This is a genomic window from Sulfitobacter sp. 1A15258, assembly GCF_043557045.1.
GTDB classification, from domain to species: Bacteria; Pseudomonadota; Alphaproteobacteria; order Rhodobacterales; family Rhodobacteraceae; genus Sulfitobacter; species Sulfitobacter faviae.
In genome coordinates this window covers 54674-77273 of record NZ_JBIFFK010000008.1, presented here as the reverse complement: position 1 = coordinate 77273, position 22600 = coordinate 54674, and the positions used below count along the sequence as shown (strand labels likewise).

The following is a 22600-nucleotide window of genomic DNA, read 5'->3' as shown; positions in this document are numbered from 1 at the left end:
CACAGGAAAATGACGCGGGCGAGGGGTTAAGGCGCGGGGTTAACCGGTGATATTGCCCAGATAGAGCTTTTCCAGCCCGTCGAAGATCGGCTTGCGCAACTCGGGCCTCTCCAACAGCACCTCATGCTCGCCGCCCGGTACGATCTCAAGCCGCCCGCCTTTCCACTGCGCCATGCGCTTGTGGACGCGGTCGGTGGCGACGATACGCTCGTTGCTGCCAAGGTAGGTGACGCAGGGAATGTTGGGCGCCGAGCGTCCGGCGAGGTGTTTGGTCTCGGCCAGTGCCTCGCGCAGCCAGACGAAGCTGGGGCCGCCGAGGCTCAGCTCGGGGTGGGCGGCCAGTTGATCGCGCATCATGTCGTACATCTGCGGATCGGTGGTCAGCAGGTTGCCTTCGAAAGGGGCGATGGCGGGATAGGCTTCGATCTTGGTGCCCGGGGGCAGGCGGTGGCCCTGTCCGACGCGGGGCATGAACTGCGCCAAGGACCACGCCAGCGCGCGCAGATGTGGGACGACATAGATGCCCCACATCGGGCCGGTGAAGGCGACGGCCTGCACCGGCAGTCCTTCCATCACGGCACGCAGGCCGATGCAGCCGCCCATGGAGTGGGCCAGCAGGAAATAGGGGCGCGGCAGGTTCAGGCTGCGCGCGGCGCGCAGCATGGCGGCGACGTCTTTCTGATAGTCGCTGAAAACATCCACATGGCCGACGCGCGCGTCGGGCAAAAGCCGGTCCGACAGTCCCTGACCGCGCCAGTCGATCGCCATGGTGGCAAGGCCGCGCCGCGCGAAATCGGCGGCGCAAAGCCCGTATTTTTCGATATATTCGGTCCGCCCCGGGAAGAGCAGCACCGTGCCCCGCGCGCCTGCGCAGGGCCAGTGACCCAGCCTGATCCGCTTGCCATCCGATGTCTCGGCCCAATGGGCTTGGCCCCCATCGGGGCCGGGGGCGATATCAGTGTAAAGCGGGGCCGGGTCCAGATGCATCAGCCGAGAACAGCGGCGAGCTTCATCGCCATGCCCATGTCGCCGTCGATCTTGAGCTTGCCGGTCATGAATGCGGATGTGGGGTTGGTGTCGCCTTCGAGGATGGACTGGAAGGTTTCGGCATCCGCGCTCAGCGTCACGTCGGCTTCTTCGTCTGCCGCGCGGGCGCCGTTTTCGTCCATCATCACGGTGCCTTCACCTTCGATGTCGAACTTGGCCGTGCCGTCAAAATCGCTGCCGGCCAGCTTTTCGTTCAGCACCACTACCGCTTCGTTCACAATATCGCTCATCGCTCGCCCTTTTTTGGCATTTGGCCCCGCTACGTCTGGAATTGCGGCGGCAGCCTGTTACATTCAGTTTTGTTATGCGCATCATACCCGTCAACCTCAAACATACCGTTGCGGCAGTTGGTAGCTTTGTGTTGCTTGCGGGCATGGCCGTGGCCGAGAAGGCCCCGCCCGAGCTGATGCAAAAGCTGCGCGAGGCCCCAGCGGAGGAGGCCCCGAGAATCGCCCATGAGATCGAGGCGCATTGGCAGCGCTCCGGTTCGGCTGCGATGGATTTGCTGCTGTCGCGGGGGCGGGAGGCAATGGCGGATGGCGATGCACGTCTGGCGATCGAGCATTTAACCGCGCTGACCGATCACGCCCCCGGTTTCGCCGAAGGGTTCCATGCCCGGGCGCAGGCCTATTACGGGGCCGATCTCTATGGTCCTGCGCTGGATGACCTGGAGCGGACGCTGGCGCTGAACCCCGACAATTACAACGCGATCTTCGGCCTTGCCGTGATGATCCAGGAGTTCGGAGATCTGGGCCGTGCGGCCGCACTTTACCGCAAGACGCTCGCCCTCAACCCGCATCACGAAGACGCCCGGTCGGCCCTTGAGGGTCTGCGCCGGGACGGCATCGGACGCGAGCTTTAATTCAAGGATAGACAGGTGGCAGGCAACAAGCGCGTCGTGGCCGTTCTCGGCCCGACAAATACCGGCAAGACGACCTATGCGATCGAAAGGATGCTGGCGCACCGTACGGGGGTGATCGGCCTGCCGTTGCGCCTGCTGGCGCGCGAGGTCTATGACCGGATCGTAAAGGCCCGCGGCCCCTCGGTGGTGGCGCTGGTCACCGGTGAAGAGCGTATCGTGCCCCCGCGCACCCAATATTGGGTCTGCACCGTCGAGGCGATGCCGCAAGAGATCGGTGCGGATTTCGTGGCCATCGACGAGATCCAGCTTTGCGCCGATCCCGAGCGCGGCCATGTCTTTACCGACCGTCTGCTGCGCGCGCGGGGCCTGCATGAGACGCTGTTCATGGGGGCAGACACCATGCGCGGCACCATCGCGGCGCTGGTGCCGGGGGTCGATTTCATGCGCCGCGACCGGATGAGCGAATTGATCTATGCAGGTCCGAAAAAGATAAGCCGGATGAAGCCTCGTAGCGCAATCGTCGGGTTTTCGGTTGAGAATGTATATGCCATCGCCGAGCTGATCCGCCGCCAAAAGGGCGGTGCGGCGGTGGTGATGGGGGCGCTCTCACCACGCACGCGCAATGCGCAGGTGGCGATGTATCAGAACGGAGAGGTCGACTATCTGGTTGCCACCGATGCCATCGGCATGGGGTTGAACCTTGACGTTGATCATGTGGCCTTCTCGGCGCTCAGTAAGTTTGACGGGCGGCGGATGCGGCCCTTGGCCCCGAATGAACTGGCGCAGATCGCGGGGCGGGCAGGGCGCGGGTTCAAATCTGGCACCTTTGGCACCACCGGGGACGCGCCTGCGCTGGACGATCACGTTGCCCGCGCGATCATGGATCACAACTTTACCCCGCAGAACAAGATCAACTGGCGCAACCACGCTTTGCAATTCGGCAGCATTGACCGCCTGATCAAGACCTTGGAAATGCCGCCCGAAGATGAGCGGCTGGTCAGGGCGCGGGAATCCGACGATCTGCGCGCGCTCAAGGCGCTGGCGCAGGTGGATGAGGTTTTTGCCCGGGCCACGGATGGCGCTTCGGTGCGGCTCCTGTGGGATGTGTGCCGGATTCCCGATTTCCGCGGCATCAGCCATGCGGAACATGCGGGGCTCTTGGAGACCATTTTCAACGATCTGCACCAGCGCGGATATATCCCCGATGATTGGCTCGCACGACAAATCAAACGAATTGATCGAACCGATGGCGACATTGATGCGTTGTCCAAACGACTCGCGTTTATTCGCACATGGACCTACGTTGCGCAGCGCAAGGGCTGGACAAAGGACGAAAGCCATTGGCGCGACACGACGCGTGTCGTAGAAGACCGCTTGTCGGACGCTCTGCACGAGCGTTTGACTCAAAGATTTGTAGATCGGCGCACGAGTGTATTGCTGCGCCGGCTTGGACAGAAGGAAGCCATGGTGGCCGATGTAAACGAGACCGGTGAAGTCACCGTTGAAGGTGAATTTGTAGGCAAGCTGGACGGGTTCCGCTTTCGGGTGGACAAGGGCGCGGGCGCGGCCGAGGACAAGACAGTGAAAACCGCCGCATTGCAGGCCTTGGCTCCGCAGTTCCATCTGCGCGCCGACCGGTTCTACAACGCCCCGGACACCGAGATTGATTTCACCGAACAGGGCGGCCTCATGTGGGGCAGCGCCGCGGTGGGCAAACTGACCGCTGGCAGCGACGCGCTGAAGCCGCAGGTCGAAGTCTTTGTCGACGATATCGCCGGGCCTGAAGTGGCCGAGAAGGTGAAACGCCGCCTCCAGCACTTCATCGACCGCAAGGTTGCCGCCTTGTTCGAGCCTCTGTTGGGGCTGAGCAAGGACGAGACACTGACCGGCTTGGCCCGAGGCTTTGCTTTCCAACTGGTTGAGAATTTCGGCATTCTGCCCCGCGCCCAAGTGGCCGAGGATGTGAAGGCGCTGGATCAAGATGCCCGTGGTGCGCTGCGCAAACATGGCATCCGTTTCGGCCAGTTCACCATCTTCATGCCGCTGATGCTCAAACCCGCGCCGACGCGGTTGCGTCTGGTGCTGTGGTCGCTGGCCAAAGGGCTGAACGAATTCCCAGAATCCCCCCCGCCCGGTCTGGTGACCATTCCGGTCGAAGCCGAAGCGCCCGCCGGGGCCGACACCATGTCGGGCTACCGCAACGCCGGCAAACGCGCGATCCGCATCGACATGCTGGAACGTCTCGCTGATATGCTGCGGGCCGAAGATTCGCGCGGCGGGTTCGAGGCCAAGCCCGACATGCTGTCGATCACCGGCATGACGCTTGAGCAATTCGCCGACCTGATGGAAGGTCTGGGCTACAAGGCCGAGAAGGATGAGCGGACCAAGGTGAAACCCGTCGATGTGGTGATGCCCAAAGACGGCAGCCATGACGCGATGGACCCCTCCGCTGATACCGTGGTGCCCGAGAAGCTCGACAGCGATCTGCCCGGTGACGATGCAGCCGACAAGCCGATCATGGATGTCGCCGCCGAGGAACCTGCGGGCGGTATCATCGAAACCCCTTCGGATGAGACCAACCCCGACGACCGCCCTGCGGATGTGGCGCAGATGCCCGACGATGGCATTGCCCCCATGGCCGATGTGACCGCCGAAGAGCCTGAGGTCGACACCAACATCCCCGAAGTACCAGCGGAGGAAATCCCGCAGGGCACCGCGCCCGATGCCGATGTCGCCGGGCCGGAGATGGAGACCTATTACATCTTCACATGGGCCCGCAGCCCGCGTGGCAATGGCGGTAGCAACCGTCGCGGCGGGGACCGCAATCAAGGGCAAGGCAAGCCGCGTGGCAAGCCTGCCAAAGGCAAAGGGCGCAAGCCCGGCGGGGACAAGGGCGGCAAGTCGCAGAACTTCTCCGCCCGTCCTCCGCGTAAGGAAAAGCAGATCGACCCTGACAACCCCTTTGCCGCCGCGCTGATGGGGCTGAAGGACGACAAGTAAGTGGAGGCGGGCGCGAAACTGCGGCTGGACAAATGGCTGTGGCACGCCCGCTTTTTCAAAACCCGTTCGCTCGCTGCCGCGCAGGTGGCGGGCGGCGCGGTTCGGATCAACGGCACGCCGACGCAGAAACGCGCCAGCAACGTCGGCCCCGGCGATGTGCTGACTTTTCCGCAGGGTGACAATGTGCGGGTGATCCGCATCGAGGCGATCGGCCATCGCCGCGGCCCGGCCTCCGAAGCGCAGACGCTCTACACCGATCTGTCCCCGCCGCAGCCCAAATCAAAGGACAGACAGCCCGAAAATCCCGGTTTTGAGGGAAAGGGCCGCCCGACCAAGCGCGACCGCAGGCAGCTTGATCTTTCTAAGGCGCGCCACCTTGAATGATCCCGCGCCCCGGTTTAGCTAGTCCCTCACATATCCAGCCAGAGTTTCCGCATGACCTATATCGTGAATGACGCCTGCATCGCTTGCAAATACACCGACTGTGTCGAAGTCTGCCCGGTGGACTGCTTCTATGAAGGCGAGAACATGCTGGTGATCCACCCCGACGAATGCATCGATTGCGGCGTTTGCGAGCCTGAGTGCCCCGCTGATGCGATCCGCCCGGACACCGAGCCGGATATGGAAAAATGGGTGGAGTTCAACCGCAAGTATTCCGAACTTTGGCCCGTCATCATCACCAAGAAAGACCCGCTGCCTGAAGCGGAAGAGATGGATGGCAAAGAGGGCAAGATGGAGCTCTTCTCGGAAAAGCCGGGCGAGGGCGGCTAAGGCACGGCGATTCGCGCTTTGTTGCGCCTCTGTGACCTCAACTTTAAGTGTTAACCCGCTGAATTGACCGGGAAACCGCCGATGGCGGCTTGGGGGCGCTTCCGAAAGGCGTGATTCTGTGCTATAGTGTCTTCAAGCTGTAACACACGAGCCTGATAATGTTTCGACCCTGCTGCCAAGGTTGACCTCACATTTCTAACTCAAACGCACCCGAACGCAGACCGCTCAGGCTGCGCTTCGCATGCGTTTTACGTGCTGTTCAGGTGTCTGAGTTAATGGCGGGGCTTCCCCCGCGCGCCAAGGAGCGATCTATATGACCAAATCGAAAAAGCTTGATTTCCGCCCCAATGAATTCGTCGTCTACCCTGCGCATGGCGTCGGGCAGATCGTCTCGATTGAGGAGCAGGAAGTTGCCGGCATCGCGCTGGAGCTCTTCGTAATTTCCTTTGAAAAAGACAAGATGACCCTGCGGGTGCCGACCCATAAGGCGACCGAAATCGGCATGCGCGCCCTGTCGACACCCGATGTGATCAACCATGCGATGAAAACGCTCAAGGGCAAGGCCAAGGTCAAGCGCGCCATGTGGTCCCGCCGCGCGCAGGAGTATGAGCAAAAGATCAACTCCGGCGATCTTATCGCCATTGCCGAGGTCGTGCGCGACCTGCACCGTACCGACGACCAGCGCGAGCAGAGCTATTCCGAGCGTCAGCTTTATGAAGCAGCGCTTGAGCGCCTGACCCGTGAAGTGGCCGCTGTGTCGGGCGGCGATGAACTCGCCGCCGCAAAACAGGTTGGCGACGTGCTGGAAAGCCGTGTGGCCGCTTAAGCGGTGCACAATTTAAGATAAGGCCGCGTCCCTTCCGGGGGCGCGTTTTTTTTATGGAATGGCCTGCCAGCCGTAGGCCATCATCTGGCAACCGGTCAGCAGGGCGATTTCGGTCACCTGTTGGGTCGCACCCAAGACATCGCCGGTCTGTCCGCCGATCTTGCGTTTGGCGATCTGGCGGACCACCAATGCGGCAAGCAGCGCCAAGAGCGCCAAGCGCCATGCGGAATAATCCGGCGCCAGCACGATCACGACCACGCCGATCAGCACCGCCACCGCCGTCGCCAGTTCCCCGGGGCGGCCCGTGCGGTCAGACAGCCCATCGCGGCGGGCGGTGGGCAGGCTGTCCATCACCCAGACCATCGCCGCCCGCGACCCGCAGGAGGCGACGACCAGCGCCCAGATCAGCGCCTCATCCGTAATCAATTCGCTGATGAGATACCAACGCAGCAAAAGCGACAGCACCAGCGCCACGACGCCATAGGTGCCGATCACGCTGTCTTTCATGATTTTCAGGCGCTTTTCGCGGGTCCAGCCGCCCCAGAACCCATCGGCGCAATCGGCAAGGCCATCCTCATGCATCGCCCCGCTCAGCATCACCAGCGTCAGTAGCACGAAGGCGGCGACCAGCGGCGGCGTGGCGCCCAGGCGCGTCAGCGCCACACCGACGGCCCCGGCAATCAGCGCCAGCACGATCCCGACCAAGGGATAGGCCCAAGCGCTGCGGGCCGGGGGGCGGTGCGCCACCGTCGGGAAGTGGAAATGCGGTAGGGGCAGGCGGGTCAGCAGGGCAAAGGCCACGGCGATGTCGCGGGGCCGGAAGACCTGCCTCAGGGCGGTGATGTCGGGAATGGCCATTATTTCGCCCCTTCGGCACTTTCAGCGCCGACAGGCTAAGGCTAGAAACGATTGAATATCAATCCGCAAAGGGCCGCATATGAACACGTCTTTCGCCAGTCTTACCGAATTTCGCAGCCTGCTGCGTGCGATGCCCGCCTGCGACGACGCGGCGATGGCAGAGGCGCGGGCCCATGACGCCATGCTGACCAAACCCCCCGGCGCGCTTGGCCGGTTGGAGGATCTCGCGGTCTGGTATCGGGGCTGGCGCGGCGGGGCGCGGGCCGAGATCGCCGCGCCCCAGATCATCGTGTTTGCAGGCAACCATGGGATCGCCGCGCGGGGCGTCTCGGCCTTCCCGGCAGAGGTGACGGCGCAGATGGTGTCGAACTTTGAACAGGGCGGGGCGGCGATCAACCAGATCGCACGGGTCAATGGCGCGAGTCTCGACGTGGTGCCGCTGTCCTTGGACAGGCCCACCCAGGATTTCACCGTCGCGCCCGCGATGGCGGAAGACGAATTCGTCGAGGCGCTCCGGGCGGGCTGGGAAGCGGTGAATCCCGAGGCCGATCTGCTTGTCGTGGGTGAGATGGGCATCGCCAACACCACCTCGGCGGCGGCACTTGCCACGGCGCTTCTGGGCGGCGGGGCGGAATTCTGGACCGGGCGCGGCACCGGGGTGGATGACGCGGGCCTGTCGCTGAAGACCGAGGTCGTGGCCGAGGGTGTCGCCCTGCATGCGGACAAGGGCGATGGGCTAGAGCAGCTGCGCCGCCTCGGGGGGCGGGAATTGGCCGCGATGGCCGGAGCTTTGGCGCGGGCGCGGGCCTTGCGCATCCCGGTGATCCTCGACGGTTTCATCTGCTGTGCCGCCGCGCTCAGCCTCGCGCGCACGGCACCCGGCGCGCTGGATCACTGCGTCGCGGGGCATCTCAGCGCGGAAAGCGGTCACCGGCGGCTCTTGGGCGCGTTGGACAAGGAGCCGCTGCTGGAGTTGAACCTGCGTCTGGGGGAGGGCTCTGGCGCGGGCTTGGCGATTGGCATCCTCAAGACCGCGCTCGCCTGTCACGCGGGCATGGCCACCTTCGCCGAAGCGGGCGTCAGCGACGCATAGGGCGGTGCGGGTGGCCCCCCGAAAGGGGTTGCCCGGTTCAGGCGCTTTCCTTGCCCTTGTCCTCGCCAAGGTTGAGAAAGGCGGTCTCCAAATCCTTTTGCAACTCCTTCGCCCGGGCCACATAGGCGGCGTTTTGCGAGGGCGGCACATCGGGCCGCCAAAGCGCGGCCAATTCGCGGACCGAGACCCGGTCGTGGGCGTAGAAGAGCTTTTGTGCCTCATTCGCCTCGAAATCCGAAAGCCCCATGTTTTCCAAGACATAGCGCCCGGCCCGAAGCGAGCTGTCGAACATCTCGCGCACGATGTCATTCGACCCGGCCTGATAGTGGCGATAGACCTCCTCGCGGTCGCGCGCGCGGCTGACGATATGCAGGTTCGGGTTCTCTTTGCGCGCGTAGGAGATGAGAGAGACCGCGGATTTCGGGTCATCAAGGGCCACCACCAAGACGCTGGCGTCTTGCAGCCCCGCTTTGCGCAGGATGTCGGGCCGCGTCGGATCGCCCAGAAAGCCTTTGAAGCCAAAGCGCCGCATGACGGCGATGGTCTCGGGGTTGTGGTCCAGCACGACGGTTTGAAATCCGCTGGCTTGGACCATTCGGTTCACCATCTGGCCAAAGCGCCCGACGCCCGCAATGATCACCGGACCGCTGCTGTCGATCTCATCGGCGATGACGGGGGCGCTGTCGTCAAGGCGGCGGCTGATCAGGTCGTGCAGGATGAAAAGCAGCGGCGTGATCAGCATGGTTAGGGCCACGACCAGCAAAAGCGTCTCGCCAATCGGGTCGGGCATGACGCCGGTGGCGAGGGAAAAGCTGACCAGCACAAAACCAAATTCCCCGGCCTGCGCCAGCGCCAGCGTGAAAAGCCAACCGTCGCGGCCTTTGAGGCGGAAGAGGCGGCCCAGCACCATCAGGATCAGTGCTTTGACGATGATGACCAACAGCGCCATGCAGATCAGGATCAGCGGTTTTTCGAACAGCAGGACAAAGTTGATGCCCGCCCCCACGGTGATGAAAAACAGCCCCAACAGCAGCCCCTTGAAGGGTTCGAGGTCGGTCTCCAACTCATGGCGAAACTCGCTGCTGGCCAGCACCACACCCGCCAGAAAGGCGCCGAGCGCGGGCGACAGGCCGACCACGGTCATCAGCGAGGAAATTCCCACCACGATCAGCAACGCCAGCGCGGTATACATCTCGCGCAGCTTGGCGAGGTGGATGTAGCGGAACACCGGGCGGGTCAGGTAGATGCCCACGAGGATGATCGCGGCGACCGCTCCGATGGTCACCAGCGTAACGCCCCAGCCCGGCAGGCTTTGCACGAAGGTCTGCGCGGCATGGGCGACGTCGCCCGCGTGGCTGCCCTCGGCCCCGTGATGGGCATTCTCCACCGCCTCCGGGTCGAGCGAGATTGACCCATCAGGCAAAAGCCCGCCCGGAATGCCCGTGGCCAGCAGCGGCAGGAAGGCGAGGATGGGGATCACCGCGATATCCTGCGTCAGCAGGACAGAGAAGACGGAGCGCCCGCCTTGGGTTCGCATCAGCCCCTTTTCCGATAGGGTTTGCAACACGATGGCCGTCGAAGACAGCGCCAGCGTCAGCCCGATTGCTAGCGCCACGCGCCACGGCTGGTCGTAAGCCATGGCGATGGCCATGAGCGCCGCGGTCGACAGCAGCACTTGCAAGCCCCCCAAGCCCAGCAGACGGTGGCGCATGTCCCACAGCGCGCGCGGCTCCAACTCCAGCCCGATCAGGAAGAGCATCATCACAACGCCGAATTCCGCGAAATGCTGCACGTCTTTCGTCTCGGACCCGACGAGGCCCAGCACCGGCCCGATCAGAATGCCCGCCGCCAGATAGCCCAGCACCGACCCCAGCCCCAATCGCGCGGCGATGGGCACGGCAATCACCGCGGCGGCCAGATAGACGGAGGCTTGGAACAGGAAACCTTCCATTGCGGTCCTCTCTCAGCGTCAGGTGGGCAATGGCCCGTCCTGTTTCAGTTGATCCATGACAATCTGGCTATGCACCCGGCTCACGGCCTGATGGGGCAGAAGAACGTCGTGAATGAGCCTGTTCAGGCTCGGCAGATCGTCACAATAGACCCTCAGGAGGTAGTCCGCATCCCCCGTCATCGTCCAAGCGCTCACAATCTCGGGACGGGTGGCCATGAGCCGGGCAAAGCTCGCCGAATGTTCCGGCCCGTGGGTGCCCAGATGGACCTGCACGAAGCCCTGCACGTTCAGCCCCATCCGCACCGGATCGAGCCGCGCGTGATAGCCGCGAATGTAGCCCTCCGCCTCCAACCGCTGACGCCTGCGCCCGGCTTGGCTGGGGGAGAGGTTCAGTTCTTGCCCCAACTCCTGCGCCGTGAGGTGGGCGTTCTTTTGCAGCGCCGTTAGTAGCCGCCTGTCGATCTCATCGAGCATGATGCGCGATCTCCGCATGGTTTGGAGGTAGTATGCGTCACTTCCGCGAAATTGACCAGTTGAATGCTGCGATACGCGCAATTCGCGCGGCGGTTGCGGCGTAGACTGGGGCAAATCCCAAAGCAGAGGAGACTGACATGGGCCCTTTCCCGCATGACGCCCCGAAATCGCAGATCACGGCAGAGAACCCCGCTGGTACCGATGGTTTCGAGTTCGTCGAATTTGCCAGCCCCGACCCGCAGGCACTGCGCGATGTCTTTACCAAGATGGGCTATGCCCATGTCGCCAATCACAAGACCAAGAAGATCGAGCTTTGGCAGCAGGGCGACATCACCTACGTCCTGAACCACGACCCCGCGAGCTTTGCCGCGCGTTTTGTCGAAGAGCACGGCCCCTGCGCCCCCTCGATGGGCTGGCGCGTCGTGGATGCGCAAAAGGCGCTGGCGCACGCCGTGGCCAATGGTGCCGAGGAATACAAGGGCGATGGCAAGGTGCTCGACGTGCCCGCGATCATGGGGATCGGCGGGTCGCTGATCTATTTCGTCGACCAGTATTACGACACTTCGCCCTACAACTGGGAATACGACTGGATCGCCACATCCAAGCCCGAAGGCGTGGGGTTCTACTACCTCGACCACCTGACGCACAACGTCCACAAGGGCAATATGGACGTCTGGTTCAAGTTCTACGGCGACCTGTTCAACTTCCGCGAAATCCGCTTCTTCGACATTGAGGGCAAATATACGGGGCTTACTAGCCGCGCGCTGACCTCGCCCTGCGGGCGCATTCGCATCCCGATCAACGAAGACCGGGGCGAGACCGGGCAGATCGTGGCCTACCTGAAGAAGTACAACGGCGAGGGCATCCAGCATATCGCCGTTGGCGCGCGCAACATCTATGACGCCACCGATGCGATTGCCGACAATGGGCTGAAGTTCATGCCCGGGCCGCCCGAGACCTATTACAAGATGTCGAAAGAGCGGGTGACCGGCCACGAAGAGCCGCTGGACCGCATGCAGAAACACGGCATCCTGATCGACGGCGAAGGCGTGGTCGACGGGGGTGAGACGCGCATCCTGTTGCAGATTTTCTCGAAAACCGTGATCGGGCCGATCTTCTTTGAGTTCATCGAACGCAAGGGGGACGACGGTTTCGGTGAGGGCAACTTCAAGGCGCTCTTTGAATCGATCGAGCAAGAGCAGATCGATAATGGCGAGCTTGAGGCCACCTAGTCAGAAGTACATCCGGGGGAGGGAAAAAGGGGCGCTGCGGCGTCCCTTTTTTGTGGTGAGACCTAGTTCGGCATCTTCAGCACGACATTCCGACCCCGGCGCACATAGCGCAACTCGCTGTCGCCAATGGCCGAGACGCGGCCGCCGTCGATCCGGTCGCCGACCTCAACCTTTTGATAGCGCCCGTTGCTGAGCCGAACCAGAGCGCGGCGGTTCGAAGGCTTGCCATAGACGCCGATCAGATTGACGTCGCGCAGGTTGATCGCATTCTTCACCGTTGCCTGTTTCGCCACGGAGGTTTTCGATGGAAAGCGCGGTTGGACCGCTTTGGGCGCGACACTCGCGACCTGTGCAGGCGCGGCCCGGCGGGCGGCGCGTTTCACGATCCGGTCGAAATTACGGGGCCGGGTATCGGGGCGGCGCGACTGGGTTGTGGCCTGTTTCGTCGCGTTCTGGATTGCGGGCGGCGTGGCGAGGGCGGCGGCGACCGCGCCACTGGTGTCGATGGGGGCAACCTCGGGCTCAGGCGTGGCAGCGGCGAGCGCTTCCTGAGCGATTTCTTGAACGGATTTGGGCCGCAGTTGCGGGCGCAGATCGGCCAATTCGGAACGTGTCAGCCCGCCAAGCTGGGCGCGTTCGGTCGTCTCTGACAAATCGTCGGGGCGCGGACGGGGCCGGGCCTCGGCCAAGGCGCTGTCGACCTCGGGCTCAGCCGGATCGGCTTCGGGCCGGGTCAGAGTGGCGGGGGGCTGCACGGTGGGGCGTCCGAGGTAGACCAGATGGCCATCGGGGCTGAGCGCCCCCTGCGTCGTGGGCTTGACCAAGCCGCGCGCGTCCAGCGCAAAGCGTGTGCCCGCCGCCGCCGGAGAGCTGACCGCGCCGGGGGCAATGTCGGTGCCGAACCCATCGGCGGGCGGCAGGGCCACGGCGTCTGTCGTGCTGCTGATCGGGTCGATGCTGGTGAGGTAGAGATCGTCGATATCAATCGCCGCTGCCGGGGCCGGGGGCACGTCCGGGGCGCGGGCCCAGATGCCGGTGGTGGCATATTTGGCGTCGATCTCGGCCTCGGTCATCTCTGACAGGGGGCGCGGCTCGGGGTCGCGCAGCGCGTCGAGCACGGCACCGTCTTCGTCGGTCAGACCGGCGTCCAAGGCGGCGGTTTCGATCGCGTCAGGCGCTGCCGGTTCGGGGGGCAGAACGGCGATGTCATTCTCGATTTCAGGGGTTTCCGCAGGGGCCAAGGCTTCGGCTGTGCTGCGCGGGCTGCGGTCGCCAAAGAGCCGCGAAAGCGCGCTGCCCTCATCGAGGAAGATTGAGGCCCAAGCCGCGACACCGGCCAAGAAGACCAAAAGCGCCGCCGTCAGGATCAGGCCAAGGAAACGCGGCTTGCCGCCGACTTCGTTCCGGCGGCGCGCGCCAAAGACGGTCATTCGCTCGGCCTCCGACGCTGGGGTGGCCGCGGCGGGGCTGGCAGGGGCGGTCCGGCGGTCTTTCGACGCTTTCGGTTTGCGGCGGCTGAGGAAGGTGCCGGTGGAGGTGGTCGCCTCGGGCGTCAGCGAACTGCTGTCGGGTTGGGGGGCTGCAGCCTCTGTCGCGGCGGCGGCGGTGGCCGGTTCGACGGGCATCTGCGGCGCAAGCGGGGCCGCAGCGGGCGAAGGTGCGCCGACGGGCAGGGAGGCTGTGCTGGGGGCGGGCGCGGGCGTCGGTTCCGCTTTGGCGGCAGGCGGGGGCGGGGGTGCCTCCCGGCTCGCGCCGCCAAGGCTGGGCGCGTTGTCTGACCCGCCACGGCGGCTTGCGAAACCGGCGGCAGGGGCGCTGCGCGAGGGCGGCGCCGAGAAATCAACTTTGCGCGAAGGCTCGGGCTGCGGCGCGGCCTGCGTGCTTGCCGCCGCCGCAAGGGGGGCTGCGGATGCCGCAATGCTGCCCGTGGGGGCGGGCGGCGCGTCCGCCTCCGTCTCTTCCGGTTCCTCGCTTGGCGCGGGGGTCTCCAACGCGGGCAGGTCTTCGTCCAAGGGCGGTGGGGTTTCCTCTGGCGTGGGGGCCAGCTCGGCCTCTGCCGGGTCTTCCGTCACCTCCGTTTCCGCCGCAGCGTTTAAGGCGGGCAGGTCTTCGTCCAAGGGCGGTGGCGTGTCTTCGGGGGTCGGCTCCAACGTGGGGGAGGCTTCCGAAGCGCCTTCGGTCGACCCCAAATCCGGCAGGTCTTCCTCTACCGGCGGCGGGGTCTCCTCCGGCGTCGGGGCAAGCTCAGGCTCGGCGACGGGGTTCGTCTCATCCGTGTCCACGACCGGCCCTTCGGGCGCGTTCATCACGCCGGAAATCACGATGGGGGCCGTCTCAGGCTCCACGGTTTCGCCGGGTTCCAGCAGGTCCGACGCGGCTTTCGTCATGCCGAAATGCGGCGCGCCATCGAAGCTCTCATTGGCCGGGGCGGCGGCGAAGCTGACCGGGTGGAAACGATGCTCCACCGCGAAGGCCTCGGCTTCGTCCAAAGTCTCGCGGGCCACGGCGGCCACATGGCTCTGCCCGCCATCGGCATGCACGTCGAACACCAGATCGGAAACCGGATAGGGCGTGGCCCCCTCCAGCGCTTCTGCCGCTGCCGCACGGCGGGCGGCGGAGTCCAAATCCGGCGTGTCGAGGGTGAGGTATTTGATCTGCGCGTCGGGGATCAACAGCAGGCTGCGCAGCCCGCCGGGCTCCAACGCCGTGGCGGTTTTGCGCAAGACCGCCAGTTCCGCCGCCAGATCGGCACTGTCGAGCGCCACTTCACCAACAAGCTGCCATCCGCCCGATGTGCGGTGGAGCAAACGAATGCCGTCGAACGACAGGGAGAGGGTAAAATTCGGCTTCATCGCGGTCGACTTTAGCATGGGGTCGGGCGCACTTACAGACGCGCCGCAGTCATGGCGGAGGATAGAGCAGGAGTTCGCCCAAGGGAAGGGTGCCCACCGCGCAGGTGCTTGTCAGTACCGGCCCGCGATGGGCAAATGGCGGCGCATTGATGCACGGAAAGGAACGAACATGCGACTGATGAATTGGGTGGCGCTGGCGTGGATGGCGGGGGCCGGATTGGTCTCGGCCCAGCAGGGACCGGAAGAGGGGATTATCGTCACGGGCCAAGGCAGCATCGCCGCCGCGCCCGACATGGCAACGATCACTCTGGGCGTGACCGAAGAGGCCGAAACCGCCAAGGCCGCGATGGACGGGGTGAATGCCGCCGTAAGCGCGATCCTGACCCAGCTTGATGCGCAGGGCGTCGCGGCGAAGGACCGTCAGACCAGCCGTTTCTACCTGCGCCCGGTGCATGACCGCCGCGGGAATGAAAACGGCCAGCCGCCGCGCATCATCGGCTATCAGGCGGGCAACTCCGTAACGGTCAAAGTGCGCGATCTGGAGCGCTTGGGTGCGATGATGGATGCGGTGATCGATGAGGGCGCGAATGATTTCAACGGCTTGGACTTCGGACTTCAAGACCCGAAAGATGCGCTGGCCGAGGCACGCAAGGCCGCCGTTGCGGATGCCACCGAACGCGCGCGGCAGTTGGCCGAGGCGGCAGGGGTAAAGCTGGGCACGCTGATCCGCATGACCGAAAACTCCCACGCGCAGCCCAAAATGTTCGAATCCGCCCGTATGGGGATGGCGATGGACAGCGCCGTGGCCGAAGGCGAGGTTGAGGTGCGGGCGCAGGTCTCCATGACCTTTGCGATTGCGCCGGGGCAGTAAGCTGCCGCAGATGGAAAACCCCCGCCGAGGTGATCGGCGGGGGAAGGTGGTTTAGTTGGTCGCCTTGGTCAGCGCCTGATCGAGATCGGCGATCAGATCGTCGGCGTCTTCGGTCCCGATAGAGATGCGCACGACGCCCGGACCGGCCCCTGCCGCTTCCTGCTGCTCTGCCGTCAGTTGCCGGTGGGTGGTGGAGGCCGAGTGAATGATCAGCGAGCGCGTATCGCCCAAGTTCGCCACATGGCTAAAGATCTCAAGACTGTTGACCAGTTTCACACAGGCGTCATAGCCGCCCTTGACCGCAAAGGTGAAAAGCCCGCCCGCGCCCTTGGGACAGACCTTTTGCATCCGCTCGTGATAGGGCGAGGATTTCAACCCGGCATAGGTCACATACTCAACTCGGTCGTCCTGTTCGAGCCATTCCGCCACCTTCACCGCGTTTTGCACATGCCGCTCCATGCGCAGCGACAGGGTCTCGATCCCCATCAGTGTGTAATGGGCTGCCTGCGGGTTCATCGTCATCCCCAAGTCGCGCAGCCCGATGGCGATGCCGTGGAAGGTAAAGGCCATGGGGCCGAAGGTCTCGTGAAACTTCATGCCGTGATAGGCTTCCTCAGGCTGGCTGAGGGAGGGAAATTTGTCATTCGCGGACCAGTCGAACTTGCCCGAATCCACCACGCAGCCGCCCATAACGGTGCCATTGCCGGTGAGGTATTTGGTGGTGGAATGCACCACCAGCGTCGCGCCATGCTCAATCGGGCGGCAGAGGTAGGGCGTTGCGCTGGTGTTATCGATGATCAGCGGAATGCCCGCCGCATCTGCCACATCCGCAATAGCGCGCACATCCATGATATAGCCGCCGGGGTTTGCGATGGCCTCACCAAAGACCGCGCGGGTGTCGTCGTCAATCGCATCGGCCACGGCCTGCGGATCGTCGAAATCGACAAACTTGCAGGACCAGCCGAACCGCTTGATCGTATGGCTGAACTGGGTGACCGTGCCGCCGTAGAGACGGGTGGAGGCGACGATATTCTTGCCCGGTCCCATCAGCGGGAACAGCGCCATGATCTGCGCCGCGTGGCCCGATGAGCAGCAGACCGCGCCGACACCGCCTTCGAGCGTGGCAATACGCTCTTGCAGGACCGCGTTGGTCGGGTTGGTCAGGCGCGAATAGATATAGCCGATTTCCTCAAGGTTGAACAAAGCCGCCGCGTGATCGGCATCGCGAAAGACATAGGCCGTGGTCTGATAGATCGGCGTCTGCCGCGCGCCGGTGGCCGGGTCGGGGTTGGCGCCTGCGTGGATTTGCAGCGTGTCGAAATGTGGGGTGGGGCTATCGGCCATTGGTCTGTCCTCTCAGAAAATGGTTCTCGCGCAGCCTAGGCGCAAAGACCCGTCCAGACAACGGGGCAGGCGGGGCTCAGCGCATCCAGAAACCGTTTGATTTGATCCGGTTGCGGATCGCCTGTTCGCGGCGGGGCAGGTTGTCTTGATCGAAAAGCGCGCGCACCTTGGCCCCGCGGCCCTGATAGACCATCCGCTTGATCGCATCGCGCTGCTTGAGCAGCTTTTTCATTCGGTTGGGGGCGGTGATGGCCTCTAACACCTCGATGGCATGATCGCTCTCTCGCGCGTAGAGCAGGGGCAGAAAGCGATAGTGGCAGGAGACCGTGCCATCCAACAGACCAGCGGGCAGGGTGGCGCGCCCGCCGCCAAGGGCGTGGATCACCAGCGGCAGCACGATTTGGTCGAGCCAAGGATCAAAGCTCTGCGCGCAAAGCTCGACCGGAGGGTCGTCGCGTACCGCCAGGGCGTAGCGCAGAAAGAGATCGCCGAATTCCTTCGGGCAGCGGTAGTAAAAGAACCCGGCGTTAAAATACAGATAACGACGCCAATGTTCATCCGGTTGGCTCAGGTCGAGACTGCTGGCGAAGTCGAGGCCGAACTTGTCGTAAAGCGACTTCCACAATGCGCTATAGCCCGGCCCGTATAGCGGCGGCTCGGGCCATGTCCCCTCGCGTTTGAGAGAGGCCGAGGGGCGGTCGAAATCAAACGGCACCGCCGTCAGATCGCCGGTGATCAGCGTATCGGTGTCAAAGAAAACAAAGGGTTCGCCCGCGGGCAGGGCGCTGAGCATCTCGATCTTATTGCCATTGGGGTAGGCGCTGCCGAAATGCTGATTGTCAAAGGGGACGAACTCCGCCCCAAGCTCGCTCAGCGCCTCGCGCTGCGCGCTGTCGGTGATGCGCGGATCACGATCCCAAAGCGGGCCGGGCTGCGGCTCGGCGATCAGCAGGCGGCCTTGGAACTCCGGGCAGGAATGGCGCAGGGAGGCGGCGAAAAGCAACGCCTCATAGGCCAGCCGCCCCTCTTGGCCCACGATGACGACGTTGAAAATTTGCGGGATACGCGAATTGCGTGTCATACTAAACTGCGGCCTTTGGTTTTCGGCCAGTATAGGGGCAGGGCTCTGTCGGCAAAAGCCAGCAATTTGAGCGGCCTGCGAAAGGGGGTCGAATGTTCGATTTTGTCTTTGCCGTGATCGCGATCAGCTTGGGCGGCCCCTCTGCGCCTTCGGACGGGGTAGGCCGACCGGATGCGCCGATGACGGTGCAGGCTCCGGCACGCCCCGCAGCCCCGGCCAGCCCGGCGGCGCCCCCGGCCCCCGCGGCCCCGCCGCCTGCGTTCTACATGGATGCCGTGCCCCCCGGCTTGGTCGCCGAAGACCAGACGCCCACGGGCCGTTTCACCACCGCCGCAGAGGTGCGGCCGATCCTGAACGCCACCCGCGGCAATTGGATCGCCGTGCGGGAGTATGATGGGCGAGACTTCCTCTATGTGACCCACCTGTGGAGCTGGCGCTGCGGGCTGGCCGCCATGGCAATCGCGGTGAACGACGCGCCGATGCGGAATCTGCCGATGCCGCCCTGTCACGATTTATTGCCGACGCCGAATGCGATTCTGGAGGGGACCCGCAGCCTTACCTGACGTTTGACCTCGGGTCGGTTGAGAGGATTCGGGTTCAACTGGTTTACGACGATTTGGGAATGGCGCTTGAGGAGTTTTTGCGGAGCGATGTGCTGATCCCTTGATAGCCATCGGGCGCGGCATCAATCGGTCGCCACGAGCGCGCCTTATCGGCGAACACTAACTATCGAGAGGGGGGGAGAAAGTGGTGGGCGACCCTGGAATCGAACCAGGCGTGCGTCTCCGCGAGGGAGTTACAGTCCCCTGCCACACCTTGCGGCCTGTCGCCCACTTTGTCCCGGTGCATTGCACCTGACGTGGGGGCGTGATTACAAGCGAGCCAAAGAAGCGTCAAGGCGAATTCCTGAGAAATCTTGGGGAAATCGCACGAAAGGATAAAGAGATGAAGAAACCCAAATGGGTCGTGCAAAAAGAGCAGGACAAGAAGGCCGAAGCGGCGCAGACGGTCTGGCTGTTCGGCCTGCATGCGGTGCGCGATGCGCTGATGAACCCGCGGCGTGAAAAATTGCAGTTGATGGTCACGCCGAACGCGCAGGCGAAGCTGGAAGAGGCCATCGCCGAGGCGGGAATCACGCCGCAGGTTGTGGACCCGCGCAAGTTCCGCCCGCCGCTCGATCCAAACTCGGTCCACCAAGGTGCCGTTTTGGAGGTGAAGCCGCTGAACTGGGGCCGATTGGAAGATGTGGCCATCGGTGATTCCGCGCCGCGGCTTTTGCTGCTCGACCGGGTGACCGATCCGCATAACGTCGGCGCGATTCTACGCTCTGCCGAAGTGCTTGGCGCCTCGGCGGTCATCGGCACCAAACACCATTCCGCGCCCGAGACCGGGGCGCTGGCCAAAACCGCCAGCGGTGCGCTGGAGCGCCAGCCCTATCTGAGGGTCCGCAACCTTGCCGATGCCATCCGGGCCTTGCAGGAGATGGGCTATCTGGTGCTGGGGCTTGATGGCGAGGCGACGCAGACCATCGAGGAAGCCGTCGAAGGCCGCCGTGACCGCCCTGTGGCGCTTGTTCTGGGGGCCGAGGGGCCGGGGCTGCGGGAGAAGACCCGCGAGACCGTAGACGCGCTGGTGCGGATTGATGCGGCGGGCGGATTCGGCTCGCTCAACGTCTCTAACGCGGCGGCCATCGCGCTTTATGCCAGCCGGGTTGGCGGCTGAGAATCGGCAAGAACTGGCTCAAAACCGAGCAGGGGGCAGGGCGGCCGGGCCCGGCCCCTTTGAAAACGGCTAAGGCTTCCTAAATTTAAAGGTGACCGCAGGCCCGGAACGCCTGCCGGCCACCTACTGTCCCTCGTTCCGTACCTTACGCCCCGTGTTCGTCATGGGGCGTTTTTTTATGTAGGGCTAGATACACAAAAGCCGCCCCGAGGGGCGGCTTTGCGTTTCCTACGGGGTGGTAGGATCAACCTGGAGCGGGCGAGGCGATTCGAACGCCCGACCCTAACCTTGGCAAGGTTATGCTCTACCCCTGAGCTACGCCCGCATCCGGTTGGTGAGGGGGGAATACCCATTCCCGCAGGGGGCTGCAAGGGGGAAATGAAACGATCTAAGCGTCGCGTGGCAATTTTTTTCGCGGTGGTTTTGGGGGCGGAAAACACAAAGGGCCGCATCCGAAGATGCGGCCTTGTGAAGTCCAGATGGAGCGGGCGAGGCGATTCGAACGCCCGACCCTAACCTTGGCAAGGTTATGCTCTACCCCTGAGCTACGCCCGCTTACCGTCTGGTGTGGGCGAGATACCTATTGGGGCGGGGGGCTTCAAGAGGGAAATGTGGTTTTTGGTGGAAAAATTTGCGCAGGGCGGGGGCTCTGCCCCCGGACCCCCGAGGGTATTTGAGAAAGGATGAAGTTGGAGGGGGAGGGCGCGGCTGTCAGAGGAGTGGGGGGCAAAAGAAAAGGCCCCGCGGAAACGGGGCCTTTGTGGTTTGGATCGGCTTAGTGGCTGTGCTGCTTGTCCCAGTCTTCTTGTTTCGGAAGCTGCTCGAAGGTGTGTTCGGGCGGCGGGCTGGGCAGGGTCCATTCCAGCGTATCCGCGAATTCGTTCCACGGGTTGTTTGCTGTGGAGCGCGCGCCGCGGGTCAGCGTGTAGGCCATCACCCCGAAGAAGAAGAGGAAGGAGGCGAAGCTGAGGAAGGCGCCGATCGAGGACCACTGGTTCCAGTAGGCGAATGCCTCAGGATAGTCGATGTAGCGGCGCGGCATGCCCTGACGGCCCAGGAAGTGCTGCGGGAAGAAGGTCAGGTTTGCACCGATGAACATCGCCCAAAAGTGCAGTTTGCCGGCCCATTCGGGGTACATGCGGCCCGTCATCTTGGGCAGGTAGAAGTAGATGCCCGCGAAGATGGCGAAGACGGCGCCGAGCGACATCACGTAGTGGAAGTGCGCCACGACGTAGTAGGTGTCGTGATAGGCACGGTCCACGGCGGCCTGGCTCAGCACGATGCCGGTGACGCCACCGACGGTGAAGAGGAACAGGAAGCCGAAGGCCCAGAGCATCGGTGTTTTAAACTCGATCGAGCCGCCCCACATGGTGGCGATCCAGCTGAAGACCTTCACCCCCGTTGGCACCGCGATGACCATGGTGGCCAGCATGAAGTAGGCCTGCTGGTTCAGGGTCATGCCCACGGTGTACATGTGGTGCGCCCAGACGACGAAGCCCAGTGCGCCGATCGCGATAATCGCCCAGACCATCGGCAGGTAGCCGAAGACTGGTTTGCGCGAGAAGGTCGCGATGACGTGGGAGATGATGCCGAAGCCCGGCAGGATGATGATGTAGACTTCCGGGTGGCCGAAGAACCACAGGATGTGCTGGTAGAGGATCGGGTCACCACCGCCTGCGGGATCGAAGAAGGCGAAGCCGAAGTTGCGGTCCATCAAGAGCATGGTGATCGCGCCCGCCAGAACCGGCAGGGACAGGAGGATCAGCCAGCTTGTAACGAAGATCGACCAGGCGAAGAGCGGCACTTTGAACAGGGTCATGCCGGGGGCACGCATGTTCAGGAAGGTGGTGATCATGTTGATCGCGCCGAGGATCGAGGAGGCACCGGAGACGTGCACCGCGAAGATCGCGAAGTCCATCGACATGCCCGCTTCGCGGACCGAAAGCGGCGGGTAGAGCACCCAGCCCACGCCGGAGCCGAGCTGGCCGTTGCCGCCGGGTGTCAGCAGCGAGCAAACCGCGAGGGTGGTGCCCGCGACATAGAGCCAGAAGCTGAGGTTGTTCATCCGCGGGAAGGCCATGTCCGGCGCGCCGATTTGCAGCGGCATGAAGTAGTTGCCGAAACCGCCGAAGAGCGCGGGAATCACGACGAAGAACATCATCAGGATGCCGTGGCCGGTGATCAGCACGTTCCACAGGTGGCCGTTTGGCGTACAGGCGGCAGAGCTATCCGCAATGAAACGCGCGCCTTCCATACACATGTATTGAACGCCCGGATCCATGAGCTCAAGGCGCATGTAGACGGTGAATGCCACCGAAATAAGACCGACCAAGGCCGAGACGATCAGGTACAGAATACCGATGTCTTTGTGGTTGGTGGACATGAACCACCGGGTAAAGAACCCCCGGTCGTCGTGATGATCTTGGCCGTGAATGGCTGCGTCTGCCATGCGGTGCCTCCTGCAAATGAATTGGACACATGGCGCCATAGGCGGCACATGCGGTGTCGCGCCCGTTTTAGAGCGACCGTCTCGCGGGGGCAATGGGCGCGATGGTCGCAGGGTGGGTATTTTTTGCGCTGTGGCTGTCGCCGTAAAATCCGGCCTTTGGGCCGCTT

At 63.6% G+C, this 22600-nt stretch carries 19 protein-coding genes and 3 tRNA genes; 10 read left to right on the top strand and 12 right to left on the bottom strand.

Features of this window, described 5'->3' with window-relative positions; genetic code table 11:
- Positions 1-39: 39 nt before the first annotated feature.
- Together ACGYK9_RS15665 and ACGYK9_RS15660 are read right to left on the bottom strand one after the other, a co-directional pair.
- On the bottom strand, positions 40-987 hold the full coding sequence (locus ACGYK9_RS15665) for an alpha/beta fold hydrolase (protein ID WP_394412842.1): 948 nt from the start codon (positions 985-987) through the stop codon (positions 40-42).
- Positions 987-1277, bottom strand: coding sequence for an SCP2 sterol-binding domain-containing protein (locus tag ACGYK9_RS15660; RefSeq protein ID WP_067262473.1), 291 nt, complete (start codon positions 1275-1277; stop codon positions 987-989). Before ACGYK9_RS15660 ends, ACGYK9_RS15665 begins: the two co-directional genes overlap by 1 nt.
- A gap of 74 nt (positions 1278-1351) precedes the next feature.
- Between ACGYK9_RS15660 and ACGYK9_RS15655 the strand changes: the two genes are divergently transcribed.
- From ACGYK9_RS15655 to ACGYK9_RS15635, 5 genes are all read left to right on the top strand, one after another.
- Entirely contained in the window at positions 1352-1909 is a 558-nt protein-coding gene (locus ACGYK9_RS15655) for a hypothetical protein (protein ID WP_394412839.1), read from the top strand.
- 15 nt (positions 1910-1924) lie between these two features.
- Positions 1925-4909, top strand: a complete 2985-nt coding sequence (locus ACGYK9_RS15650; protein ID WP_394412836.1) for a helicase-related protein — start codon at positions 1925-1927, stop codon at positions 4907-4909.
- On the top strand, positions 4910-5293 hold the full coding sequence (locus ACGYK9_RS15645) for an RNA-binding S4 domain-containing protein (protein ID WP_394412833.1): 384 nt from the start codon (positions 4910-4912) through the stop codon (positions 5291-5293). It abuts the gene before it with no gap.
- Positions 5294-5344: 51 nt separating this feature from the next.
- Positions 5345-5680, top strand: coding sequence for a ferredoxin FdxA (fdxA, locus tag ACGYK9_RS15640; RefSeq protein ID WP_067262482.1), 336 nt, complete (start codon positions 5345-5347; stop codon positions 5678-5680).
- Between the two features lie 313 nt (positions 5681-5993).
- Positions 5994-6506 (top strand): CarD family transcriptional regulator, encoded by a 513-nt coding sequence (locus ACGYK9_RS15635; protein WP_007120274.1) that lies wholly within the window; start codon positions 5994-5996, stop codon positions 6504-6506.
- 51 nt (positions 6507-6557) lie between these two features.
- Here the strand turns inward: ACGYK9_RS15635 and cobS are convergent, their stop codons facing one another.
- Positions 6558-7364, bottom strand: coding sequence for an adenosylcobinamide-GDP ribazoletransferase (cobS, locus tag ACGYK9_RS15630; protein ID WP_394412830.1), 807 nt, complete (start codon positions 7362-7364; stop codon positions 6558-6560).
- Between the two features lie 79 nt (positions 7365-7443).
- Between cobS and cobT the strand changes: the two genes are divergently transcribed.
- Positions 7444-8457 (top strand): nicotinate-nucleotide--dimethylbenzimidazole phosphoribosyltransferase, encoded by a 1014-nt coding sequence (gene cobT, locus ACGYK9_RS15625; RefSeq protein ID WP_394412827.1) that lies wholly within the window; start codon positions 7444-7446, stop codon positions 8455-8457.
- Between the two features lie 37 nt (positions 8458-8494).
- On the opposite strand, the gene ACGYK9_RS15620 is transcribed toward cobT, so the two are convergent.
- Positions 8495-10408 carry a monovalent cation:proton antiporter-2 (CPA2) family protein gene (locus ACGYK9_RS15620; RefSeq protein WP_394412824.1) on the bottom strand — a complete coding sequence of 638 codons (1914 nt, stop codon included), beginning with the start codon at positions 10406-10408 and terminating at the stop codon, positions 8495-8497.
- An 18-nt stretch (positions 10409-10426) separates the two neighbouring features.
- Entirely contained in the window at positions 10427-10882 is a 456-nt protein-coding gene (locus ACGYK9_RS15615; RefSeq protein WP_271689612.1) for an Lrp/AsnC family transcriptional regulator, read from the bottom strand.
- A gap of 137 nt (positions 10883-11019) precedes the next feature.
- Between ACGYK9_RS15615 and hppD the strand changes: the two genes are divergently transcribed.
- Complete coding sequence (gene hppD / locus ACGYK9_RS15610) at positions 11020-12114, top strand: 4-hydroxyphenylpyruvate dioxygenase (protein WP_394412821.1); 1095 nt, start codon at positions 11020-11022, stop codon at positions 12112-12114.
- A gap of 62 nt (positions 12115-12176) precedes the next feature.
- Here hppD and ACGYK9_RS15605 read toward each other — a convergent pair whose 3' ends face one another.
- Positions 12177-14984 (bottom strand): hypothetical protein, encoded by a 2808-nt coding sequence (locus ACGYK9_RS15605; RefSeq protein WP_394412817.1) that lies wholly within the window; start codon positions 14982-14984, stop codon positions 12177-12179.
- A gap of 151 nt (positions 14985-15135) precedes the next feature.
- Between ACGYK9_RS15605 and ACGYK9_RS15600 the strand changes: the two genes are divergently transcribed.
- Entirely contained in the window at positions 15136-15837 is a 702-nt protein-coding gene (locus ACGYK9_RS15600) for an SIMPL domain-containing protein (RefSeq protein WP_394412814.1), read from the top strand.
- Positions 15838-15888: 51 nt separating this feature from the next.
- Here ACGYK9_RS15600 and ACGYK9_RS15595 read toward each other — a convergent pair whose 3' ends face one another.
- Together ACGYK9_RS15595 and ACGYK9_RS15590 are read right to left on the bottom strand one after the other, a co-directional pair.
- A complete protein-coding gene (locus ACGYK9_RS15595; RefSeq protein WP_394412811.1) occupies positions 15889-17181 on the bottom strand; it encodes an O-acetylhomoserine aminocarboxypropyltransferase/cysteine synthase family protein in 1293 nt (430 codons plus the stop codon).
- Between the two features lie 76 nt (positions 17182-17257).
- Complete coding sequence (locus tag ACGYK9_RS15590; RefSeq protein ID WP_394412808.1) at positions 17258-18262, bottom strand: hypothetical protein; 1005 nt, start codon at positions 18260-18262, stop codon at positions 17258-17260.
- Positions 18263-18354: 92 nt separating this feature from the next.
- Between ACGYK9_RS15590 and ACGYK9_RS15585 the strand changes: the two genes are divergently transcribed.
- Complete coding sequence (locus ACGYK9_RS15585; RefSeq protein WP_394412805.1) at positions 18355-18825, top strand: hypothetical protein; 471 nt, start codon at positions 18355-18357, stop codon at positions 18823-18825.
- 185 nt (positions 18826-19010) lie between these two features.
- On the opposite strand, the gene ACGYK9_RS15580 is transcribed toward ACGYK9_RS15585, so the two are convergent.
- Positions 19011-19094, bottom strand: a tRNA-Tyr gene (locus ACGYK9_RS15580).
- 113 nt (positions 19095-19207) lie between these two features.
- On the opposite strand from ACGYK9_RS15580, the gene rlmB reads away from it, so the two are divergent.
- Positions 19208-19984: a 23S rRNA (guanosine(2251)-2'-O)-methyltransferase RlmB gene (rlmB, locus tag ACGYK9_RS15575; protein ID WP_322329430.1), complete on the top strand. Its 777-nt coding sequence runs from the start codon at positions 19208-19210 to the stop codon at positions 19982-19984.
- A 250-nt stretch (positions 19985-20234) separates the two neighbouring features.
- Here rlmB and ACGYK9_RS15570 read toward each other — a convergent pair.
- The 3 genes from ACGYK9_RS15570 to ctaD form a co-directional block, all read right to left on the bottom strand.
- Positions 20235-20309, bottom strand: a tRNA-Gly gene (locus ACGYK9_RS15570).
- A 155-nt stretch (positions 20310-20464) separates the two neighbouring features.
- A tRNA-Gly gene (locus ACGYK9_RS15565) sits at positions 20465-20539 on the bottom strand.
- A 220-nt stretch (positions 20540-20759) separates the two neighbouring features.
- Positions 20760-22433 (bottom strand): cytochrome c oxidase subunit I, encoded by a 1674-nt coding sequence (gene ctaD / locus ACGYK9_RS15560; RefSeq protein ID WP_067261244.1) that lies wholly within the window; start codon positions 22431-22433, stop codon positions 20760-20762.
- Positions 22434-22600: the final 167 nt, after the last annotated feature.